Here is a 19899-nt window from a genome sequence, read left to right as displayed (position 1 = left end):
TTTGATATTTGGTTGCGGGAGCCGGATTTGAACCGACGACCTTCGGGTTATGAGCCCGACGAGCTACCAGACTGCTCCATCCCGCGTCTGTGTGGCGGCATTCTACAGGCGAACGCCGAAGTGTCAACCGTTAATCCCAGTATGGCTCAAATAAGTTCAAATCGACGGCCAAGGGACGAACAGGTGACCTAAGTTTCGGAATCAGAACGATTTCTTGTTTTGTGCCGGTCAGTCATGCACCGCTGATTTTCTATAAAACAGACGCGCACAAAAAAGGCCACTCTTTCGAGTAGCCTTTTTTGATATTTGGTTGCGGGAGCCGGATTTGAACCGACGACCTTCGGGTTATGAGCCCGACGAGCTACCAGACTGCTCCATCCCGCGTCTGTGTGGCGGCATTCTACAGAGGATCGCAGGGCTGTCAACCTGCAATTTCGGTAAAACCTGTTCCTGTTCAAGTGCTTAGGTGAAAAATGGCGCGGCCAATCGGTCTGAAACGCAGGCAGGGCAAGGCTTGTGGCTCTATCGGTGGTGGGCTTTCGATTGAGAAAATAAATTTCTTCGGTACTTTTCCTACAAAGGAAAAAGAACATTCAGAGTACTGGTGCTATATACAGGTGTCAGTGCGATACTGCCGGTCACGACTCACCTATACCTCATTTCTTCGCCGAACCCTGCTTTTATATGACACAGCGAAAAATCATCCACATCGATTGTGACTGCTTCTACGCCGCCATCGAGATGCGCGACGACCCGCGCCTGGCCGGCAAGCCATTGGCGGTGGGCGGCTCGGCAGATCGGCGTGGGGTGATTGCCACCTGTAACTATGAAGCGCGGGCTTATGGCGTACGCTCGGCCATGTCTTCCGGACATGCCTTGAAACTCTGTCCAGACCTGACCATCGTCAAGCCGCGCATGGAGGCCTATCGAGAGGCATCGAAGGAAATTCATACGATCTTTCGCGATTACACCGACTTGATCGAGCCGCTGTCCCTGGATGAGGCTTACCTCGATGTGTCGGACAGTGCGCATTTTGGCGGCAGCGCCACGCGAATCGCCCAAGACATTCGCCGCAGGGTCTCCAATCAATTGCACATCACCGTGTCGGCCGGCGTGGCGCCAAACAAGTTTCTCGCCAAGATTGCCAGTGACTGGAAAAAGCCTAACGGCTTGTTCGTGATCACGCCGGATCAGGTGGAAGACTTCGTCAGTGGTTTGCCAGTGAGCAAACTGCACGGCGTTGGCAAAGTGACCGCCGACAAACTCGGCAGGCTCGGCATTGTCGATTGCTCACATTTGCGCGAATGGAACAAGTTGGCGCTGGTGCGTGAGTTCGGCAGCTTCGGCGAGCGGCTCTGGAGCCTGGCTCGTGGGATCGATGAGCGGTTGGTGCATAACGACAGTCGCCGGCAATCGATCAGCGTCGAAAACACTTACGACACGGACTTGCCGGATCTGGCGAGTTGTCTGGATAAATTGCCCGAGTTGCTGGAATCCTTGAGCGGCCGCATGGCAAGGATCGACAGCAGTTATCGGCCGGGCAAGCCGTTCGTCAAAGTGAAATTTCATGACTTTACCCAGACTACGTTGGAGCAGGCCGGGGCAGGGCGGGATCTGGGGAGTTATCAGTTGCTGCTGACCCAGGCTTTTAACCGTGGCGGGAAACCGGTGCGGTTGTTGGGGATCGGGGTGAGGCTGGAGGATTTACGGGGCGGGTTTGAGCAGATGGAGTTGTTTGAGCGGTAGGGGCAGGGTTTTGGTGCGGTGGTGTATGCAATGACGCCTTCGTGGGCAAGCCTCGCTCCTACGGGTATTGCGTAATCCTTGTAGGAGCGAGGCTTGCCCGCGAAGCTTTTGACTTTAATTCGGTCCCGGATCCGCCACCAGTCGCCCGGCATCCTTGGTCAATGACTTGAGGAATTCGGTCTGCAACTCGGGATCGTTGCGGGTCAGTTCGATCAGGCTCTGCTCCAGCTCGCTGGCTTCTTCTTCCAGACCCAGTTCCGACAAGCGCTTGACCCGGTGTACCCACTGGCTCACTTCGTCGTCTTCGAGGTCGTCGTAAATCAAGCCATGGGCTTCGAGCAGCTTGCCGCGCAAGTTGCTGCTGATCGCCAGGGACGAGTCGGTGTGCACATCGTCCTTATTGTCCTCGACACTGATCTGCAGCTTGCCCAGGTGATTGAGGTCATGTTCGGCGAACGGGCTGTCCAGCAGGTTCAGGCGCAGCACGCCGTTACGGTCGGTGGTCAGTTCGAAGGTGTTCTTGCCGGCCTTGACCTGCACCGGACGCTCGCTCCACGGCAGGCTCGAGTATTCCGTGCGCTTGTCGCGCTGGACTTCGTCGATACCCGCCAGGTTCTGTTGCGCCCGACCATGGGACTGCGCGTTCATGAATGGGTTGAGCCCGGCGAAACCATAGCTGAGCCAGTCCTTGGTCACGCTGTCCGACAGATTGCCCAGGGCGAACACGTTGACCACGTTCGCACCGACACCGGCCACCACAGCCACCGCGCCCAGCGGGATCTCATAAACCTCCCGCCAGGGTTGGTAAGGCGTATAGCGATCGTAGTGGCGCGTGACTTCGAACTCGGTGACTTCGAAAGTTTTCTGCTCGTGGATTTTCACCCGACGTTGTGGCAGCTCGAGCACCTTGGGCTCGCCGACATCGATCTGCAGGCTGTGATCGAGCAATTTACGCTCGACCCGTTCCTCGTGCTCGTTGCGTTGTGACATCTGATTGGCACAGCCGCTGACCAGCAGGGCGCCGCACAGGGCGGCGCCACCGAGGCCTAAGGTGTTTCGCTTGAACATGACGTCTCTATCTGGTGTCAGCGGCGGATACGGGCCTGAAGGAAAGACAGCACGTCAGCGACCGGCAGCGCTTGCGCCTCGGCCTCTGTGCGGCTCTTGTATTCCAGATTGCCGTCGGCGAGGCCGCGGTCACTGACCACGATCCGGTGTGGAATGCCGATCAGCTCCATATCCGCGAACTTGATGCCCGGGCTGGTTTTCTTGTCGCGGTCGTCCAGCAGCACTTCGAAGCCGGCGGCAGTCAGTTCTGCATAGAGCTTGTCGGTGGCTTCGCGAACCTGTTCGGTTTCATAGCGCAGCGGTACCAAGGCAATCTGGAACGGGGCCAGAGCATCGCTCCAGATAATCCCGTTCTCGTCGTTGCTTTGTTCGATGGCGGCTGCCACCACGCGGGATACACCAATACCGTAGCAACCCATTTCCAGGGTGACCGGCTTGCCGTTCTCGCCCAGCACTTCGCACTTCATCGCTTTGCTGTACTTGTTGCCCAGCTGGAAGATGTGCCCGACTTCGATGCCGCGCTTGATTTCCAGGGTGCCTTTGCCGTCAGGGCTCGGATCACCGGCCACGACGTTGCGCAGGTCGGCGACGGTCGGAACCGGCAGATCACGTTCCCAGTTCACGCCGAAGTAATGCTTGTCATCGATGTTGGCGCCGATGCCGAAGTCGCTCATCAGCTCGACGGAGCGATCGATGATGATGGGCAGTGGCAGGTTCAACGGGCCGAGGGAACCGGCGCCGGCGCCAATGGCGTCGCGCAGTTCAGCTTCAGAAGCCATGACCAGCGGGCTGGCCACGCCAGGCTGGTTAGCGGCCTTGATTTCGTTCAGCTCGTGATCGCCACGGATGATCAGGGCAATCAGTTTGCCTTTCTCTTCAGCGTGCACCACCAGGGTCTTGATGGTCTTTTCGATCGGCAGGTTGAAGCCTTCGACCAGTTGCGCAATGGTCTTGGCGTTCGGCGTGTCGACCAGGCGCAGCTCTTCGGTTGGCGCGGCGCGAGAGGTTTCGCGCGGCACGGCTTCGGCCTTTTCGATATTCGCCGCATAGTCGGAACCGTTGCTGAAGACGATGTCGTCTTCACCGGACTCGGCCAGCACATGGAATTCGTGGGAGCCGGCACCACCGATCGAACCGTTGTCGGCTTCGACCGGGCGGAATTTCAGGCCCAGGCGAGTGAACACGTTGCAGTACGCCTGGTGCATGCGGTCGTAGGTGATCTGCAGCGAAGGCTGGTCAGCGTGGAACGAATAGGCGTCCTTCATGATGAATTCGCGGCCGCGCATCAAACCGAAGCGTGGGCGGATTTCGTCACGGAATTTGGTCTGGATCTGATACAGGTTGATCGGCAGCTGTTTATAGCTGCTCAACTCGTTACGCATCAGGTCGGTGATGACTTCTTCGTGAGTCGGGCCGGCACAGAAGTCGCGCCCATGGCGATCCTTGAAACGCAGCAATTCAGGGCCGTACTCTTCCCAGCGGCCGGATTCCTGCCACAGCTCAGCCGGTTGAGTGCTCGGCATCAACACTTCGAGAGAGCCGGCGGCGTTCATTTCTTCACGCACGATGGCTTCAACCTTGCGCATCACTCGCAAGCCCATGGGCAGCCAGGTGTACAGGCCGGAGGCGAGTTTGCGGATCATGCCGGCGCGCAGCATCAGCTGATGGCTGATGACGACCGCGTCGGAAGGCGTTTCTTTCTGTGTGGCGAGCAAAAATTGACTGGTGCGCATGGTTGGCCGTTGTCGGTTGCTGATGACGAGAAATGACGGAACATTGTACGGGCGAGATCTGCTGGCGTACAGGCGTGCGGCCGGCTGTGTCGCAGAGGGAGAAAATCTGCTCCCTCTGCGATGCATCCTGCATTAAATACCTACGATTCTTCCGCGACCGGGGACTGCACCGGTTCTGGCGTCGGCGTCGGACCCGCGCGGCGGTTTTCCTGGAACCAGTGCAAGGCGATCAACACCAAGGTTGGAACACCCAGCAGGGCCGTGATCAGGAAGAAGTTGTGATAGCCGAATTTTTCCACCATGACCCCTGAGTAGCCACCGATCAGGCGGGGCAGCAAGAGCATGATCGAGCTGAGCAGGGCGTACTGGGTGGCGGAGAACTTGAGGTTGGTCAGGCTCGACAGGTAAGCGACAAATGCCGACGTTGCCAGGCCCGAGCTGAAGTTGTCCAGCGAGATGGTGGCGATCAGCATTTGCAGATGGGCGCCCATATCCGTGAGCATCAGGAACAGCAGGTTGGTACCGGCCGATGCAACGCCGCCAATGAACAGGATAGGCAGGATGCCGAAGCGTACGATCAGCAGGCCGCCCATGCCGGCGCCGACCAGTGTCATGATCAGGCCGAAAATTTTGCTGACGCTGGCAATCTGATCCTTGGTGAACCCTTGGTCGATGTAGAACACGTTGGCCATCACGCCCATGACCGTATCGGACATCCGATAGGTGGCGATCAGCCCGAGCAGCAGCAGGGCTTGCCAGCGGTAACGCAGGATGAAGTCATTGACCGGCGTCAGCACCGGGGCCAAACCACGGCGACCCATGGCCGACAAGCACAGGCCGGTAAGCGTGATATAGAGGATCGCCCGCAGGAACGCACGGTCTTCGAGCAGCAGGTCGAGCACGCTGACGTCGTCGAACAGTACGCTGGCGAAGTCAGTGTTGTAGAGCTGGGTGAACATCGCCGGTACGGACACCAGCAGCACGATCAGCACGAATACCGACGCCAACTGGTGCACAAAGCTGTAGCGCCCGGCCTGCAACTGAGTGCGCAAAGGCACCGGCGGTTCGCGCATGAACAGGGTGGTCAGCAGTGCCGGGATCATCAAGACGCCGAACAGCACATAGGTGCCGGTCCACGCCGCATGCTTATAGTTGAAACCGGTGGAGCCGAAGCCTTCAGCGAAGAACAGTGCGCCGGCAGTCGCCAGCAGGGCGGCGACCCGATAGCCGGCCATATAGCTGGCCGCCAACGCGGCTTGGCGGGTTTCGTCGGCGATTTCCAGGCGATAAGCGTCGACGGCGATGTCTTGCGTCGCCGAGGCGAAGGCGACGACCACGGCGATCGCGATCAACCAGGACAGGTGCTTTTGCGGGTCGCAGAAGCCCATGCCGATCAGGCCCAGGATCACGAGTGCCTGGGCCAGTACCAGCCAGGAGCGTCGTCGGCCAAGCTTGCCAAGAAATGGCAGGCGCCATTGGTCGAGCAGCGGCGACCAGACCCATTTAAAGGCGTAGGCCAGGCCGATCAGGCTTGCATAGCCGATGGTTTCGCGGGCAACACCGGCCTCGCGCAGCCAGACTGAAAGCGTCGAAAACACCAGCATGTAAGGCAAGCCGGCGGCGAAACCAAGCAGCAATAGCACGAGCGTCGAGGGGCTGGCATAGGCGGCGAGCGCGGCGCGCCAGGTTTTACGGGGCATGGGCTGGAGTCTGCCTCAAGGATTACGGAAACAAAGCGCGCACTCTAACCGCTGTGCTCTACCGGGCGCCACCCATGGCGCTGAATATCAACACGATTGTTCAGGATACTTATGCCTTCCATGCGCAATCGGGCCCGTTGTTCATCCCCCGAAGGGCTGCCCACAGGCAGGCTGATCCGACCGCCGGCACCCAGCACCCGATGCCAGGGTAATTGGGTGTCGCCGGGCAATTGGCTCAGTGTTCGCCCAACCCAGCGGGCAGCACGACCCAGTCCGGCTAGCTCGGCGAGCTGGCCATAACTCACGACTTTGCCCTCAGGCACTTGCGCCAGGGTCATGTAGAGCGCCGTGCGTCGGATTTGCGCTGCGCTTTCGGTTTCAGCGGTTGAGTCGGTCACGTCCCGGTCTTCCTGAAAAAATGCGCAATTGACCGTCTGTAGAGTAAATCCAGGATCGCCTATTGAGAAATGAACTCAATAGAAAAAGTCGGGTCAGTCCTTGCTAGGGCCTTATTCCTATGGATAATGCCGACTTTTTTTCGCAAAGTTGAGCCTTCGATTCGCTTATGTTGTCCAGAACCTTGCTGTGCCTCGCTGTCTTCGGTGCTTCCACTCCCTTGCTCGCCGACACCGTCTGGTTGAAGAACGGTGACAAATTGAGCGGCAAAATCACTGTATTCGATGGTGGCAAGCTGCTGATTCAGACCGAGTACGCAGGCGCGGTTCCAATCGACTGGAATCAGGTCAAAACCCTGGAAAGCGACCAGCAACTGCTGGTCAAGCAGGATGCCTACACCGGTGAGAAGGCCAGGTCGCTGCACGCGGCAGAGGATGGCAAAGTCACTCTGGCCAACGGCGATGGCCCCAAAACCGTGGAATTGACCAGTATCCAGCAGATGCTCAAGCCCAAACCGGTGGTTGAGGATCTGGTATGGAAGGGGCATGTCGATTTGGCGCTGGATTACCAGCGTGCCGAAAAAGACACGGATGATTATGACGTCGACTTCAAGACCAGTGCGCGCCATGGCAGGTGGCGACACACGGCAGAAGGCGAGTACAACCGCGAGTTCCAGGATGACGTGGTCACCACGGATAATTGGCGGGGTGAGTACGCCCTCGACCGTTTTCTTACCGAGAAATGGTTCTGGCAAGGTCGTTTGAACTATAAGCGCGACAAAATCGAAGAACTCGCCCGTCAGCGCACCATCGGTACCGGCCCCGGTTATCAATTCTGGGATAACGAGCTAGGCGCCTTCTCCCTGGGCTCGCTGCTGAACAACGCGGACTATGAGTATTCCAACGGCAACAAGGAAAACTTCTACTCCCTGGCGATGAAGTGGGACTACAATCGCTACCTGATCGGCAAGAAGGTCGAGTTCTTCACCAATGGTGAGGTTGGCAAACCGCTGTCGGGTGTGGCGGATTACGCCCTCGATGCCGAGGTCGGCCTGCGCTACAAAGTCACCGATTGGGCGTCGCTGAACCTGAAGGCCGAGAAAGACATTATCAGCGGTAGTGACGAGGCCGACCTGAGCAAGACCCGATACACCGCAGGGTTTGGCGTGACCTGGTAACACGCACAAAGATCAAAAGATCGCAGCCTCGCTTCGCTCGACAGCTCCTACGGAGATCACCTATCAACGTAGGAGCTGTCGAGCGAAGCGAGGCTGCGATCTTTTTTGCCATGCAAAAACACACGGGCACAAAAAAGCCCCGCTTTTGAGGGCGGGGCTTTTTACTAAAGCAAGTACAAGTTAGATAACTTGAACTTCTTCAGCTTGCATGCCTTTCTGACCGCGGGTAGCGATGAAAGAAACCTGTTGGCCTTCTTTCAGGCTTTTGAAGCCGTCGGACTGGATAGCTTTGAAGTGAACGAACAGGTCGTCACCGGATTGTGGAGTGATGAAGCCGAAGCCTTTTTCATCGTTGAACCACTTAACGGTACCGGTTTGGCGATTAGACATGGTGTAACTCCTTGAACAAAGATAACTGCGACGCAGGAAGAACCCTGGCCGAGACTGAGTGCAAAGAGCAGGAAAAATTCTTGTAGATGGTTGGATCGAAATTCAACATATCGTGTAGAGATTCTCAGTGACACAAGCAGCACAGTGGCGCCACCTTAACCCTTTTTCCGGAACGTGCCAATGTTTCTTGCGAAGGTTTCTCTGTTTTCATGACTGGCGGTCCATTGACTGGCGGTGAAGACCCGGGATTCACGGGCGATTGGCGAGAATTGTCTCCCGGACTTTGAACCCGGCGCGCCTGCCCGGTAAGATGCCGGACAGAATTTTTCCACCTCGCTATTCAGGACACCCGCCATGAGCATCAAATCGGACAAGTGGATTCGCCGCATGGCGCAAGAGCACGGCATGATCGAGCCCTTCGTCGAGCGCCAGGTGCGCGGCAGCGACGATAGCCGTGTGATCTCCTACGGCGTGTCCAGCTACGGCTACGATGTGCGTTGCACCAATCACTTCAAGGTGTTTACCAACATCAATTCGGCAATCGTCGACCCGAAAAACTTCGATGCTGGCAGCTTCGTCGACATCCATAGCGACGTGTGCATCATCCCGCCGAACTCCTTCGCTCTGGCCAGCACCGTCGAATACTTCCGCATTCCGCGTAACGTATTGACCATTTGCCTGGGTAAAAGCACTTACGCGCGTTGCGGCATCATCGTCAACGTCACGCCGCTCGAGCCTGAGTGGGAAGGTCACGTGACCCTTGAGTTCTCCAACACCACCAATCTGCCGGCGAAAATCTACGCGAACGAAGGCGTGGCGCAGATGTTGTTCCTTGAGTCGGACGAAGAATGCGAAGTCTCCTACAAGGACCGTGGCGGCAAGTACCAGGGCCAGCGTGGCGTGACCTTGCCGCGTACCTGAGTCAGCCGTCTGACAAACCGTTGGAATTCCTGGGCGGGCGTACACTCTATGGAATGTACTGCCGATTCGCGCAAAGCGGATCGGGCCATCGCTCAGGAGTGCTTCATGAAGATCGATCCGCGAATAAGTGCCGAACTGGCAAGGCTTGAGCCCAATCAGGTTGGCGTGCTGGCCTGGTCCTTGTTGGCGCATCCGCCCGTCATGGCAGGGGGCATCCCCACTCAGCCTGATCCTGACACGCCCAATGAAGAGCCAAAAGAGCCCGGAGAGCCCACTGTGCCGGATAAGCCACCGCCCGCGCCTGTGGCCTGATACCTCTGGGACAAGCTGATTTCTGTAGGAGCGAGGCTTGCCCGCGAAAGCGGCTTTTCAGCCGCATCGATGCTGGATGTGCCTACGTCTTCGCGGGCAAGCCTCGCTCCTGAAAGGGGCAGTGCAAGGGGTTACTTGAGGTTGCCGCTGAGGAACTGCTTCAGCCGCTCGCTCTTCGGGTTGCCCAGCACGTCTTCCGGCGCACCTTCCTCTTCCACCAGCCCCTGGTGCAGGAACAGCACCTGACTCGATACCTTGCGCGCGAAGCTCATTTCGTGGGTGACCATGATCATGGTCCGGCCTTCTTCGGCCAGGCCCTGGATCACCTTGAGCACTTCGCCCACCAGTTCCGGGTCGAGCGCCGAGGTCGGTTCATCGAACAGCATGACTTCCGGTTCCATGGCCAGTGCACGGGCAATGGCAACCCGTTGTTGCTGGCCACCTGACAGGAAGGCCGGGTATTGATCCGCTACGCGCGCCGCCAGACCAACCTTGTCGAGGTAACGTCGGGCACGGTCTTCGGCCTCTTGCTTGCTGCAGCCGAGCACTCGGCGCGGGGCCATGGTGATGTTTTCCAGCACCGTCATGTGGCTCCACAGGTTGAAGTGCTGGAACACCATGGCCAGGCGGGTGCGAATCCGCTGCAGTTCATCGGCATCGGCCACGTGCATGCCATGACGGTCGTGGATCATGCGGATCGTCTGGCCATCCAGGCTCATGGCGCCATCGTTGGGTTGTTCAAGAAAGTTGATGCAACGCAAAAAGGTGCTTTTACCCGAGCCGCTGGCGCCGATCAGGCTGATGACGTCGCCGGTTCTGGCCTTGAGCGAAACGCCTCTGAGCACCTGATGATCGCCATAGCTTTTATGCAGGCCTTCAATGGTCAGTTTGTACATGGGGCATGCATCCTCAAGGCGAAAGTAAATAGCCGCTGCGATAGGCTTCGGTGCCCGCGACGTGGGCGATCACCATGCCGGCAGTGGCCATGCGCCGCAACGAACGGGCATACATCAGCCCGGCGGCGGTGCAATGAACAGGAGTGACGCGATCATTGATCGGGTCGATGATTTCGGCAATCAGTTGGCCGGCCTCCAGGTATTCCCCGGGCAGGGCCGAAAACACCAGCAACCCGCCCACCGGGGTCGCGACCGGTTCGACGCCGGCCAGCGGTGTCGCCGGGTAGGATAGTTCGGGCAATGGCGCCGGCTCACCGGCGATCGCGCCGAAATGAATCAGATAATCGATCAGCGCCTGGCAATCGAGGCTGGCCAGCGGGTGATTGACGTCACCTTGGCCACGCAATTCGACGGTCACTGAAAAGCTGCCCAGCGGAATTTCGAATTGCTCGCCGAAACGCTCTTTCAACTGCCACCAGAGCAAGGTGAAGCACTCGTCGAACGATTGGCCACCCGAATCGGTAGCTAGCAGGCTGGCTTCGGAACCGATATAGCGCGCCAGTGGCTCGACCCGCGGCCAGGCCTCGGGCGTGGTGTAAAGGTGCGCCACGGCTTCGAAATCGCAATGCAGGTCCAGCACCATGTCGGCATCGCAGGCCAGCCGTTGCAGGGTCAGGCGCTGGGATTGCAATTGAGTGCCTGCGGTCTGCCGCGCCAATGCCGTGCGCAGGCTGTCCCGGATCAGTTCGAGGTTGCGTTGCGGATCGTCGCCGAGCAGGCCTTCGATCGCGTTGCCGACTTCTTCACTCAAGTCGACGAACCAGCGATTGAAGTTCTGCCCGCTTTCCAGCTCGTAGCGGCCCAGTGGAACGTCCATCAACACCTGTTCCAGGCCGACCGGGTTGGCCACGGGCACCAGCACGATCTCACTGCGCAAATGGCCGGCGGCTTCCAGCTCCGCCAGGCGACGCTTGAGGTGCCAGGCCACTAACATGCCGGGCAATTCATCGGCATGCAGAGAGGACTGAATGTAAATCTTGCCTTTGGCCGACGACGGCCCGAAGTGGAAACTGTGAATCTGTCGCACGGTCCCCGGCAGCGGGGCCAGCAGGTCATGAATCTGGTGGCGCATGTGCGAGTTGTCCTAGTGAGTCGGCCCGAGGAAGGCCAGCCATCGGCGTTCGGCGAGGCGGAACAGGCCGACCAGCGCAAAGGTAACGGTCAGGTAGATCAGCGCGGCGATGCCGAATGACTGGAATGTCATGAAGGTCGCAGAGTTCGCATCGCGAGCGACTTTCAAGACATCCGGGATAGTCGCGGTGAACGCCACGGTGGTCGAGTGCAGCATCAGAATCACTTCGTTGCTGTAATAAGGCAACGAGCGACGCAGGGCCGACGGCATGATCACGTAGGCGTAGAGCTTCCAGCCAGACAGACCGTAGGCCTTGGCCGCTTCGACTTCACCATGCGCCATGCTGCGAATCGCCCCGGCGAAAATCTCCGTGGTGTAGGCGCAGGTGTTCAGGGCGAAGGCCAGGATCGTGCAGTTCATCGCATCGCGAAAAAATGCATCGAGGACTGGCTGGGCACGTACGGAGGCCAGGCTGTAGATGCCGGTGTAGCAAATCAGCAGCTGGATATACAGCGGCGTGCCCCGGAACAGATAGGTGTAAAACTGCACCGGCCAGCGGATATAAATTTTGGGCGAAACCCTGGCGATAGACAGCGGGATCGAGACCACAAAGCCGATGAAGAGCGACGCGCTGAGCAGCCACAGGGTCATGGCCAGGCCCGTGATGTTGTTGCCATCGGTATAAAGGAAGGGTCTCCAGTATTCCTGCAAGAGTTCGATCATCGGACGGCCTCCCGGGAACCGGCGGCGTAGCGGCGTTCGAGCCAGCGCAGGACGACATTGGAGGCGCTAGTGATCAGCAGGTAGATCAATGCGGCAAGCACCAGGAAGTAGAACAGTTGATAAGTACTTTTACCGGCGTCCTGCGCGGCCTTGACCAGATCGGCGAGGCCGATGATCGAGACCAGCGCGGTGGCCTTGAGCATTACCATCCAGTTGTTACCGATGCCCGGCAAGGCGAAGCGCATCATTTGCGGGAACACCACGAGACGAAAACGCTGACCGCGTTTGAGGCCATAGGCCGTGGCGGCTTCGACCTGGCCTCGCGGTACGGCGAGAATCGCTCCGCGAAACGTTTCAGTGAAGTACGCGCCATAAATGAAGCCCAGGGTGATGACCCCGGCGCTGAAGGGGTTGATTTCAATGTATTCCCATTCCATGAAATCGGTAAACGAGGTCAGCCAGGTTTGCAGGCTGTAGAAAATCAGCAGCATCAGCACCAGGTCGGGCACCCCGCGAATCAGCGTGGTGTAGAGCTGAGCCGGTATGCGCATCAGTTTGACTTTTGACAGTTTGGCACTGGCACCGAGCAGGCCGAGCAATACCGCCAGCAACAGTGACAACACCGCTAATTGGATGGTCATCCAGGTGCCTTCCATCAGCAATGGGCCGAAGCCCTGAAGGCTGAAGGCTGAAAGCCCCAGGCTTTGTAATAGGTTTTCAAACATAAATCAGCAACCTGATCGGATAAAAAAAGCGCCCATCGCGAGATGGGCGCCGGGCATTATTTGCCGCTGTACAGATTCAGATCGCCAAAGTGTTTCTTCTGAATGGTGGCGTAGGTGCCATCGTCGTGTAACGCTTTGATACCTTTATTCAAAAGCGCTTTCAGCTCGGTGTTACCTTTCTTAATACCGATCGCCGTTTTGGATGGCAGCAGTTCGCTGTCCACAGGTTTGCTGACTTCGTAGCCTTCGCCCTTTGGCGACTTCAAGAAGCCCAGTTCGGCTTGCAACATGTCCTGGATTGCAGCGTCAAGACGGCCGGAAGTCAGGTCGGAATACACCTGATCCTGGTTCTGATAGGCCTGGGTTTTCACGCCTGCCTTGTCCAGCACGGCCTTGGCGTAGGCTTCCTGGATAGTGCCTTGCTCGTAGCCGACGGTCTTGCCCTTCAGCGAAGCGACATCTTCGCTCAGGCCGGAACCTTTCTTGAACACGTAAGCGGTTGGGCCGGAGAACAGCTCGTCGGAGAAGTCGATGACTTTTTCGCGGGCCGGCGTGACGGTCATCGAAGAGATCACACCGTCGAATTTATTGGCTTTCAAGCCCGGAATCATGCCGTCGAAATCGCTTTCGACCCATTTGCACTTGACCTTCAGCTCGGCACAGATCGCATTGCCCAGGTCGATGTCGAAGCCTACCAGGCTACCGTCGGCTGCTTTGGACTCGAACGGCGCGTAAGAAGGGTCAACGCCAAAACGCAATTCTTTGTATTCCTTGGCCAGCGCGGAACCGGCAGCCACGCACAACGCCAGTGCAGAAAGGGTCAGCAATGCTTTTTTCATTATTCAATCCCTAAGAACCAATATGAGCGCTTGTGGCGCAGAAGTACTGTTACTGGAAAGCGTAAGACCTATTAAAAGTAGCAATTTCCGAACCAGACTCCCGAACAAGCGTTTAAAAGGTAATACAAGAAGTGGCTACGCGGGGTTTTATGCACGAAAACGGGCATCGCCAGACTCCTGCGCCAGGGTGGTGCGCAGAAGGGTGAGGGGCCTGTAGCAGCTGTCGAGCCTGCGAGGCTGCGTTCGGCTGCGCAGCAGTCGTAAGTCCAATGCGGTCTGCCTGATTACACCGCAAGTTCTGGTTTCACGACTGTTGCGCAGCCGAACGCAGGCTTCGCCAGCTGCTACAAAGATCAGCTCAGCGAAATCAGGTCAGGCGAGCAAATCCTGCAACGTCGCCAAATTGTCAGCGTCCTCCACCGACTTGTCCTGCCGCCAACGCAACATTCTCGGAAACCGTACTGCAATCCCGCTCTTGTGCCGCTTCGACAGGGCAATACCCTCGAATCCCAGCTCAAACACCAACGTCGGTTTCACACTGCTCACCGGTCCGAATTTTTCCACGGTGGTCTTGCGTACGATGCCGTCGACCTGACGCATTTCTTCATCAGTCAATCCGGAGTAGGCCTTGGCGAATGGCACCAGCGTGCGTTCGCGGGCAGAGGGTGGACCGTCCCATACCGCGAAGGTGTAATCAGTGTAGAGACTGGCCCGGCGACCATGGCCTTGCTGGGCGTAGATCAGCACCGCATCGACGCTGAACGGGTCGACTTTCCATTTCCACCACACACCCATGTCCTTGGTCCGCCCGACGCCATACAGCGCATCGCGGGCCTTGAGCATCATGCCTTCGACGCCCAATTTGCGGGAGGCTTCCCGTTGGCGGGCGAGGTCGAACCAGTTTTCGCCGCTCAGCACGGGCGAGCTCAGTAACACCGGGTTTGCACAGGTTTTGATCAATTGTTCCAGTTGAGTACGGCGTGTGGCTTGAGTCTGGTTACGCCAATCCTCACCCTGCCATTCCAGCAGGTCATAGGCCATGATCACCACGGGCACCTCATCGAGGATTCTCTTGCTCAGCGTCCTGCGGCTGATCCGTTGTTGCAACAGAGCGAAGGGTTGCACGGAAGGTGACGACGGCGATTGCGGGTCGAAGGCGTCCTCGGTGCGTGGTTGTGCGGCTTTCCAGGCCACGATTTCACCGTCAATCACTGTCCCGTCGGGCAAGTCGTGAACCAGGCTGTCCAGTTCGGGGAAACGGTCGCTCACCAATTCTTCACCACGGGACCATACCCACAAACGCCCGTCACGCTTGACCACTTGCGCGCGGATGCCGTCCCACTTCCATTCCACTTGCCATCGGCTGGCAGGTCCAAGCAGGGTTTCGAACTGTTCGACCGGGTTCGATAACGCATGGGCGAGGAAAAACGGGTATGGCTGACCATCCCGTTGGGCATGCTCATTAGGTGACTCGGGAGCGATCAGCTTCAGGTAACTGGCGGCGCTTGGGCGGTTAGACAAGTCGGTGTAACCCACCAGCCGCTGGGCCACGCGTTTGCTGTCGAGCCCGGCCATCGCCGCCAAGGCGCGGGTAACCAGCAATTTGGAGACCCCGACACGGAAACTGCCGGTAATCAGTTTGATGCACAGCATCAGGCTCTGGCGATCCAGTTGTGCCCACAAGGCAGGCAAGCATTCGGCGAGGGTCAGCGGGGGCGCGTTACGCAGTGGCAGCAGTTTGTCTTCAATCCACACGGCCAGGCCATCGGTCGAGGTGTGGGGCATTTCGGGCAGCACCAGCGAAATGGTTTCCGCCAGATCACCGACGGCCTGATAACTTTCTTCGAACAACCAGGGTGAGAGCCCGGAAAACGCTGTGGCCATTTCCCGCAGTATTCGTACCGGCACCAATTGTCGAGGTCGCCCACCGGACAGAAAGTACACCGCCCAGGCGGCATCCTCGGGCGCGGCCTGGGCGAAATAGCTCTGCATCGCCGCCAGTTTGGCATTGCTTGAGGTGGTGGCGTCGAGTTCGGCATACAACTCGGCGAAGGCTTTCATGCCAGCACCTCCGCGCTCTCGGGCTCGAGGACTGCGATTTCTTCATCATCGCCATATTCGGTGCTGAAACTCTTGGCATCGAGGCCTTGTTCGCGCAGATAGCGCACCAATACCCCGATCGAACCGTGGGTGACGATCACGCGTTCGGCTCCGGTTTGTTCGATGGCCCAAAGCAGGCCGGGCCAGTCGGCGTGATCCGATAACACAAAGCCGCGGTCCACATTGCGCCGGCGCCGTGTACCGCGCAAGCGCATCCAGCCGCTGGCAAAGCCGTCGCTGTAATCACCGAAACGCCGTACCCAAGGGCTGGCACCCGCCGAAGGAGGCGCGAGGACCAAGGCCTTGCGCATCATCGGGTCATGCTTTTTAACGTCGCCGGCATAGATTGCTGGCGGTAAATAAATGCCGCTCTGGCGATAAATCCAATTGATGGGCTCAACCGCGCCATGGACCAGAATGGGGCCCAGGCTGGCATCGATGCCGTGGAGAATCCGCTGGGCCTTGCCGAAGGCATAGCAAAACAGCACGCTGGTTCTGTCGACCGCCGCATTGGCCCGCCACCACTGATTGATCTCGGCAAAGATCTGCGCCTGGGGTTGCCAGCGGTAAATCGGCAGGCCGAACGTCGATTCCGTGATGAAGGTGTGGCAACGCACCGGTTCGAACGGCGCACAGGTGCCATCGGGCTCGGTCTTGTAATCCCCTGAGGCGACCCAGACTTCTCCGCCATATTCCAGACGCACCTGGGCAGAGCCGAGCACATGGCCTGCGGGGTGAAAACTCAGTGTTACACCGCGATGCAGTAACGGCTCGCCATAAGGCAAGGTTTGCAGGCTGATGTCCTGGCCCAGACGCGCACGCAAAATGCCTGCACCCGGCGCCGCGGCCAGATAATGTCGATTGCCATGGCGAGCATGGTCGCTGTGGGCGTGGGTGATGATCGAGCGTTCGACCGGGCGCCACGGGTCGATATAGAAATCACCGGGCGGACAGTACAAACCTTCAGGACGAGCGATAACAAGGTCCATGTTGTTACCCAAATGGAGAGGCCTGTTAGCTAGGAGGTTTGCGCGAAACGAGAAGTTCGATTTATTTTCGGGAAGAATGGAGGCGTTAAACAGGCCGCTTTTTTAGCGAGGGATATCGCACCTGTGGCGAGGGAGCTTGCTCCCGCTGGGGCGCGCAGCGGCCCCGAATCTACCGCCGCGCAGATCCAGTTAGAACACAGGCGTCTGTATTGCGACTGCTGCGCAGTCGAGCGGGAGCAAGCTCCCTCGCCACAATGGATTTTCAGCAGCAGTGGGACCGACAGCATGCTTTCGCGAGCCGACCCGGTCCCACTCCAGGTTACTTGCCAGGCGTCAGCGTCAACCGCGTCTTGCCATACACCTTGTCGAAGTTCTGTGGCTGCATCGGCAGGCTCATATATTGCCCCTTGAGCCAAGGCTCGACGCTATCGAGATAGTGGGCGCTGGCCGGGTTGCCGGACTGGCCGGTACCGTTCTGGCCCATCAGCGGTTCGGCCTGGCCGAAGTCGACGATAAAGCGCATGGCTGGCGCCAGCGTGGTGTTGAAGTCCTGACCCCAGGTGAACGCCGCGGTGTTGAGTGTGGTGTGATCGCCACCGGCGGCCAGTGGACCGCGCACGGTCTGGCCGCTGGCGTTCTTCCACTCGTAGCGGTGCAGTTTTCCCCACTGCCAGGCTTTGTGATCGCCACCCAACTGGCTGTCACCCGCGCTGATCGCGGCCGCCAGGCTACGGGCGAGGATCGTCGGCTTGTCTTCTTTCTGCGCTGTGCGCGAGTCGTCCCAGAACGGACTGTCCTCACGGCTCAGCAGATGATCGGCCTGCGCCGCGTAAGACAACTTGCCATTGGCGATAAAGGCTTTCCACGCCGGGCTGCTTTCCGGGCCCAGTTCATCGAGGAAAATCTGCTGGGTGCTTTGCTGCAGGAATAGCGCGTAGATCGCCGCGTCGGCAGAGGTCGGGCTGAGTTTGCCGTCGAAGGCCATCAAGCGTGTATAGGCCTCACGAGCCTTGCCGCGATCGGCCACCGGCAATGCTTCGATGGCGTGCTTGAGGGGCTGGGACATGCCCGGCGCTTCAAACATCTTCTTCAGCTTGGCAGCGAAGGTGGTGGTCTGGTCGTATTGCATGGCAATCAGGCTACGCGTGTCGTGTTTGCCCACGCCCGCCAGCTCAGTCATGCGTTCGCCGCGCTCCGGCGCCGACCAGGAATTGGACAGCTGCATGCCGTAGCCATGGGGGATGACCCGCTGGTTGGCGGTGCCGAGCCAGCCATGAGCCGGGTCCTGGTCATAGGGATGGAGCATCGGGTCGGCGTAACCGTCCCAGTCGAAGCGACCTTCCCAGCCCGGCGACGGCAGCAAACCTTCGCCTTCGCGACGGTTCGGGTAACGCCCGGTAACTTGCCAGCCGATATTGCTGGCATCGGCAAACACCAGATTCAGGGCGATGGCGCGGATTTCGCGGCTGGCGTCCGAGGCTTTCTCCACGCTCTGCGCTCGGGACAGGTCGAAAAACGCGTCCAGGGTTTTGTCGTCGGTGAAGTTGGGCATCTGCAAGGCCAGGCCGAAACCATTCGCCAGTGCACTGCCTTGGGCGCTGTTGAGCAGCGACCCGTGGCGGGTTTCGTACACCGCTTCGCGAATCGGCTTCTGGCCTTTGATGAAATAGGTTTCGTTGCGCACGATCGCCGGCTGCCATTTGCCGCTGACTTCGTAGGAAAGACCATTGCCCTGACGTTTGATTTTTTCCAGGAACAGGTCCTGGTTGTCGCCCATGACCGTGGTCATGCTCCATGCAACTTTGCCGTTGAAACCACCGAGTACCATCGGTAGCCCGGCAATGGTCGCGCCGGAGGCCTGGTATTTCGGTGCGCGAATCTGCACGTAACTGAACAGCGACGGTACGCCCAGCGGTCCATGGATGTCGCTGGCCAACAGGCTTTTGCCACTGCGACTGCGTTGCGGGGCTATCGCCCAGTTATTGGAAGACGTGGCGCCCAGCAGGTTCAGATTCGACAGTTGAGCGGTGGCTTTGCTGACTTCACTCAGCCCTGGAATTTGCCCATTGAGTTTGATGCCTTGAAGTTTTTCCGCTTCGGCGACCGGCAATTTTTCGTCAGGAGCGGACGGCGTCAGCCAGGCCAGCTTGTCGGTGCTGACTGTCTGAGCCAGCATCAATGAGGCAATTTCTTCCGGCAGGTTCGCCGATTGACTGAAATTCAGCAGGCAGAACATCAGCGCCGAATCTTCCGGTTTCCAGTATTCCGGCTTGTAGCCAGTGGCCGCGAGGTCGGCAGGCAGTTTGTCGCGGTAGCGGAACAGGTAGGCGTTGACCCCGCGGGCATAGACTTCGAAGAAACGCTTGAGTCGCGGCGAAGAGGCCTTGTACAGCTCACCCGCGCTTTTCTTCAGATTGACCGCACGCATGTAGCGGTCGGCGTCAAGCAAGTCCGCGCCGGACATCTCCGCCAAACGGCCCTGGGCCAGCAAACGCAGAGTGACCATCTGGTTGATGCGGTCGCTGGCATGCACGTAGCCCAGGCTGAACAGCGCATCGTGGAAGCTATTGCTCTCGATCAGCGGCATGCCCATGGCATTGCGCCGAATCGAAACGTTTTGCGCCAGGCCCTTGAGCGGTTGCACACCGGAAGTCGGCAGGAGGGTGTCTTGAGTGTTCCAGGTCTGACAACCGGTCAGGCTTAAAACACCGGCCACTGCTGCGGCAACGCCGAACCGGGGAAGAAAATGTGAGAGGGCTGGCGAGGCCATGGCAAAGCTCCTGCGGGGGTAGTGACGCAATAAAGGCGCTACGTTAGTGAGCAGGAGGAAGCCGCGCAAGCGGCGGCGGTGTTATTTCTTTACGGTGATCGTTCCCATGCTCTGCGTGGGAATGCAGCCCGTGACGCTCTGCGTCACATTCAGCGCCGAACGCGGAGCGTCCGTTGAGGTATTCCCACGCGGAGCATGGGAACGATCAGAGTGCAGGGCCTCAGGATTTAGGCGGATTGACTTCTTCCAGGAATATCGAAATCTTGTGGCCGTTGGGGGGGG

17 protein-coding genes and 2 tRNA genes are annotated in these 19899 nt (G+C 58.6%); 4 read left to right on the top strand and 15 right to left on the bottom strand.

What is annotated here, in order from left to right; translation table 11 throughout:
* Window positions 1-9 precede the first annotated feature (9 nt).
* Together FHW68_RS10895 and FHW68_RS10890 are read right to left on the bottom strand one after the other, a co-directional pair.
* Window positions 10-86, bottom strand: a tRNA-Met gene (locus tag FHW68_RS10895).
* 221 nt (window positions 87-307) lie between these two features.
* Window positions 308-384: transfer RNA gene (locus FHW68_RS10890), tRNA-Met, on the bottom strand.
* 300 nt (window positions 385-684) lie between these two features.
* Between FHW68_RS10890 and dinB the strand changes: the two genes are divergently transcribed.
* The gene (dinB, locus tag FHW68_RS10885; RefSeq protein WP_183680375.1) at window positions 685-1746 is read left to right on the top strand and encodes a DNA polymerase IV; all 1062 of its coding nucleotides are present in this window, start codon (window positions 685-687) and stop codon (window positions 1744-1746) included.
* A gap of 114 nt (window positions 1747-1860) precedes the next feature.
* Here dinB and FHW68_RS10880 read toward each other — a convergent pair whose 3' ends face one another.
* From FHW68_RS10880 to FHW68_RS10865, 4 genes are all read right to left on the bottom strand, one after another.
* Complete coding sequence (locus tag FHW68_RS10880) at window positions 1861-2814, bottom strand: hypothetical protein (RefSeq protein WP_183680373.1); 954 nt, start codon at window positions 2812-2814, stop codon at window positions 1861-1863.
* 17 nt (window positions 2815-2831) lie between these two features.
* Entirely contained in the window at window positions 2832-4547 is a 1716-nt protein-coding gene (locus FHW68_RS10875; protein WP_095632429.1) for a proline--tRNA ligase, read from the bottom strand.
* Between the two features lie 140 nt (window positions 4548-4687).
* A complete protein-coding gene (locus FHW68_RS10870) occupies window positions 4688-6247 on the bottom strand; it encodes an AmpG family muropeptide MFS transporter (protein WP_095632428.1) in 1560 nt (519 codons plus the stop codon).
* A 44-nt stretch (window positions 6248-6291) separates the two neighbouring features.
* The gene (locus FHW68_RS10865; RefSeq protein WP_221217118.1) at window positions 6292-6585 is read right to left on the bottom strand and encodes an MGMT family protein; all 294 of its coding nucleotides are present in this window, start codon (window positions 6583-6585) and stop codon (window positions 6292-6294) included.
* A 227-nt stretch (window positions 6586-6812) separates the two neighbouring features.
* On the opposite strand from FHW68_RS10865, the gene FHW68_RS10860 reads away from it, so the two are divergent.
* The gene (locus FHW68_RS10860) at window positions 6813-7820 is read left to right on the top strand and encodes a DUF481 domain-containing protein (protein ID WP_095632426.1); all 1008 of its coding nucleotides are present in this window, start codon (window positions 6813-6815) and stop codon (window positions 7818-7820) included.
* Between the two features lie 180 nt (window positions 7821-8000).
* Here the strand turns inward: FHW68_RS10860 and FHW68_RS10855 are convergent, their stop codons facing one another.
* Window positions 8001-8210, bottom strand: a complete 210-nt coding sequence (locus FHW68_RS10855; RefSeq protein WP_002554837.1) for a cold-shock protein — start codon at window positions 8208-8210, stop codon at window positions 8001-8003.
* 354 nt (window positions 8211-8564) lie between these two features.
* Between FHW68_RS10855 and dcd the strand changes: the two genes are divergently transcribed.
* Together dcd and FHW68_RS10845 are read left to right on the top strand one after the other, a co-directional pair.
* Window positions 8565-9131, top strand: coding sequence for a dCTP deaminase (dcd, locus tag FHW68_RS10850; protein WP_007904652.1), 567 nt, complete (start codon window positions 8565-8567; stop codon window positions 9129-9131).
* 105 nt (window positions 9132-9236) lie between these two features.
* Window positions 9237-9443, top strand: a complete 207-nt coding sequence (locus FHW68_RS10845; RefSeq protein WP_095632425.1) for a hypothetical protein — start codon at window positions 9237-9239, stop codon at window positions 9441-9443.
* 131 nt (window positions 9444-9574) lie between these two features.
* On the opposite strand, the gene FHW68_RS10840 is transcribed toward FHW68_RS10845, so the two are convergent.
* The 8 genes from FHW68_RS10840 to FHW68_RS10805 all read right to left on the bottom strand — a co-directional run bounded on the left by FHW68_RS10840 (window position 9575) and on the right by FHW68_RS10805 (window position 19617).
* Entirely contained in the window at window positions 9575-10339 is a 765-nt protein-coding gene (locus FHW68_RS10840; protein ID WP_095632424.1) for an ABC transporter ATP-binding protein, read from the bottom strand.
* Window positions 10340-10352: 13 nt separating this feature from the next.
* Complete coding sequence (locus FHW68_RS10835) at window positions 10353-11471, bottom strand: succinylglutamate desuccinylase/aspartoacylase family protein (RefSeq protein WP_183680370.1); 1119 nt, start codon at window positions 11469-11471, stop codon at window positions 10353-10355.
* Window positions 11472-11483: 12 nt separating this feature from the next.
* Complete coding sequence (locus FHW68_RS10830) at window positions 11484-12194, bottom strand: ABC transporter permease (RefSeq protein ID WP_095632422.1); 711 nt, start codon at window positions 12192-12194, stop codon at window positions 11484-11486.
* The gene (locus FHW68_RS10825) at window positions 12191-12919 is read right to left on the bottom strand and encodes an ABC transporter permease (RefSeq protein ID WP_095632421.1); all 729 of its coding nucleotides are present in this window, start codon (window positions 12917-12919) and stop codon (window positions 12191-12193) included. Before FHW68_RS10825 ends, FHW68_RS10830 begins: the two co-directional genes overlap by 4 nt.
* 56 nt (window positions 12920-12975) lie before the next feature.
* Entirely contained in the window at window positions 12976-13758 is a 783-nt protein-coding gene (locus tag FHW68_RS10820; protein ID WP_095632420.1) for a transporter substrate-binding domain-containing protein, read from the bottom strand.
* Window positions 13759-14130: 372 nt separating this feature from the next.
* Window positions 14131-15819, bottom strand: a complete 1689-nt coding sequence (locus tag FHW68_RS10815; protein ID WP_095632419.1) for an ATP-dependent DNA ligase — start codon at window positions 15817-15819, stop codon at window positions 14131-14133.
* A complete protein-coding gene (locus FHW68_RS10810) occupies window positions 15816-16847 on the bottom strand; it encodes a ligase-associated DNA damage response exonuclease (protein WP_183680368.1) in 1032 nt (343 codons plus the stop codon). Before FHW68_RS10810 ends, FHW68_RS10815 begins: the two co-directional genes overlap by 4 nt.
* Window positions 16848-17166: 319 nt before the next feature.
* Window positions 17167-19617, bottom strand: coding sequence for a penicillin acylase family protein (locus FHW68_RS10805; RefSeq protein ID WP_183680366.1), 2451 nt, complete (start codon window positions 19615-19617; stop codon window positions 17167-17169).
* Window positions 19618-19899: the final 282 nt, after the last annotated feature.

Source organism: Pseudomonas sp. Tn43 (assembly GCF_014192635.1).
Lineage (GTDB): Bacteria > Pseudomonadota > Gammaproteobacteria > Pseudomonadales > Pseudomonadaceae > Aquipseudomonas.
Note: the sequence above shows the minus strand (reverse complement) of the source record. Positions and strands in the feature narration are given on the sequence as shown.

What these genes read in the sequence shown, in the direction of transcription:
- dinB (WP_183680375.1), top strand. Translation starts at nt 685, where the DNA reads ATGACACAGCGAAAAATCATCCACATCGATTGTGACTGCTTCTACGCC.
- FHW68_RS10880 (WP_183680373.1), bottom strand. Translation starts at nt 2,814, where the DNA reads ATGTTCAAGCGAAACACCTTAGGCCTCGGTGGCGCCGCCCTGTGCGGC.
- FHW68_RS10875 (WP_095632429.1), bottom strand. Translation starts at nt 4,547, where the DNA reads ATGCGCACCAGTCAATTTTTGCTCGCCACACAGAAAGAAACGCCTTCC.
- FHW68_RS10870 (WP_095632428.1), bottom strand. Translation starts at nt 6,247, where the DNA reads ATGCCCCGTAAAACCTGGCGCGCCGCGCTCGCCGCCTATGCCAGCCCC.
- FHW68_RS10865 (WP_221217118.1), bottom strand. Translation starts at nt 6,585, where the DNA reads ATGACCCTGGCGCAAGTGCCTGAGGGCAAAGTCGTGAGTTATGGCCAG.
- FHW68_RS10860 (WP_095632426.1), top strand. Translation starts at nt 6,813, where the DNA reads ATGTTGTCCAGAACCTTGCTGTGCCTCGCTGTCTTCGGTGCTTCCACT.
- FHW68_RS10855 (WP_002554837.1), bottom strand. Translation starts at nt 8,210, where the DNA reads ATGTCTAATCGCCAAACCGGTACCGTTAAGTGGTTCAACGATGAAAAA.
- dcd (WP_007904652.1), top strand. Translation starts at nt 8,565, where the DNA reads ATGAGCATCAAATCGGACAAGTGGATTCGCCGCATGGCGCAAGAGCAC.
- FHW68_RS10845 (WP_095632425.1), top strand. Translation starts at nt 9,237, where the DNA reads ATGAAGATCGATCCGCGAATAAGTGCCGAACTGGCAAGGCTTGAGCCC.
- FHW68_RS10840 (WP_095632424.1), bottom strand. Translation starts at nt 10,339, where the DNA reads ATGTACAAACTGACCATTGAAGGCCTGCATAAAAGCTATGGCGATCAT.
- FHW68_RS10835 (WP_183680370.1), bottom strand. Translation starts at nt 11,471, where the DNA reads ATGCGCCACCAGATTCATGACCTGCTGGCCCCGCTGCCGGGGACCGTG.
- FHW68_RS10830 (WP_095632422.1), bottom strand. Translation starts at nt 12,194, where the DNA reads ATGATCGAACTCTTGCAGGAATACTGGAGACCCTTCCTTTATACCGAT.
- FHW68_RS10825 (WP_095632421.1), bottom strand. Translation starts at nt 12,919, where the DNA reads ATGTTTGAAAACCTATTACAAAGCCTGGGGCTTTCAGCCTTCAGCCTT.
- FHW68_RS10820 (WP_095632420.1), bottom strand. Translation starts at nt 13,758, where the DNA reads ATGAAAAAAGCATTGCTGACCCTTTCTGCACTGGCGTTGTGCGTGGCT.
- FHW68_RS10815 (WP_095632419.1), bottom strand. Translation starts at nt 15,819, where the DNA reads ATGAAAGCCTTCGCCGAGTTGTATGCCGAACTCGACGCCACCACCTCA.
- FHW68_RS10810 (WP_183680368.1), bottom strand. Translation starts at nt 16,847, where the DNA reads ATGGACCTTGTTATCGCTCGTCCTGAAGGTTTGTACTGTCCGCCCGGT.
- FHW68_RS10805 (WP_183680366.1), bottom strand. Translation starts at nt 19,617, where the DNA reads ATGGCCTCGCCAGCCCTCTCACATTTTCTTCCCCGGTTCGGCGTTGCC.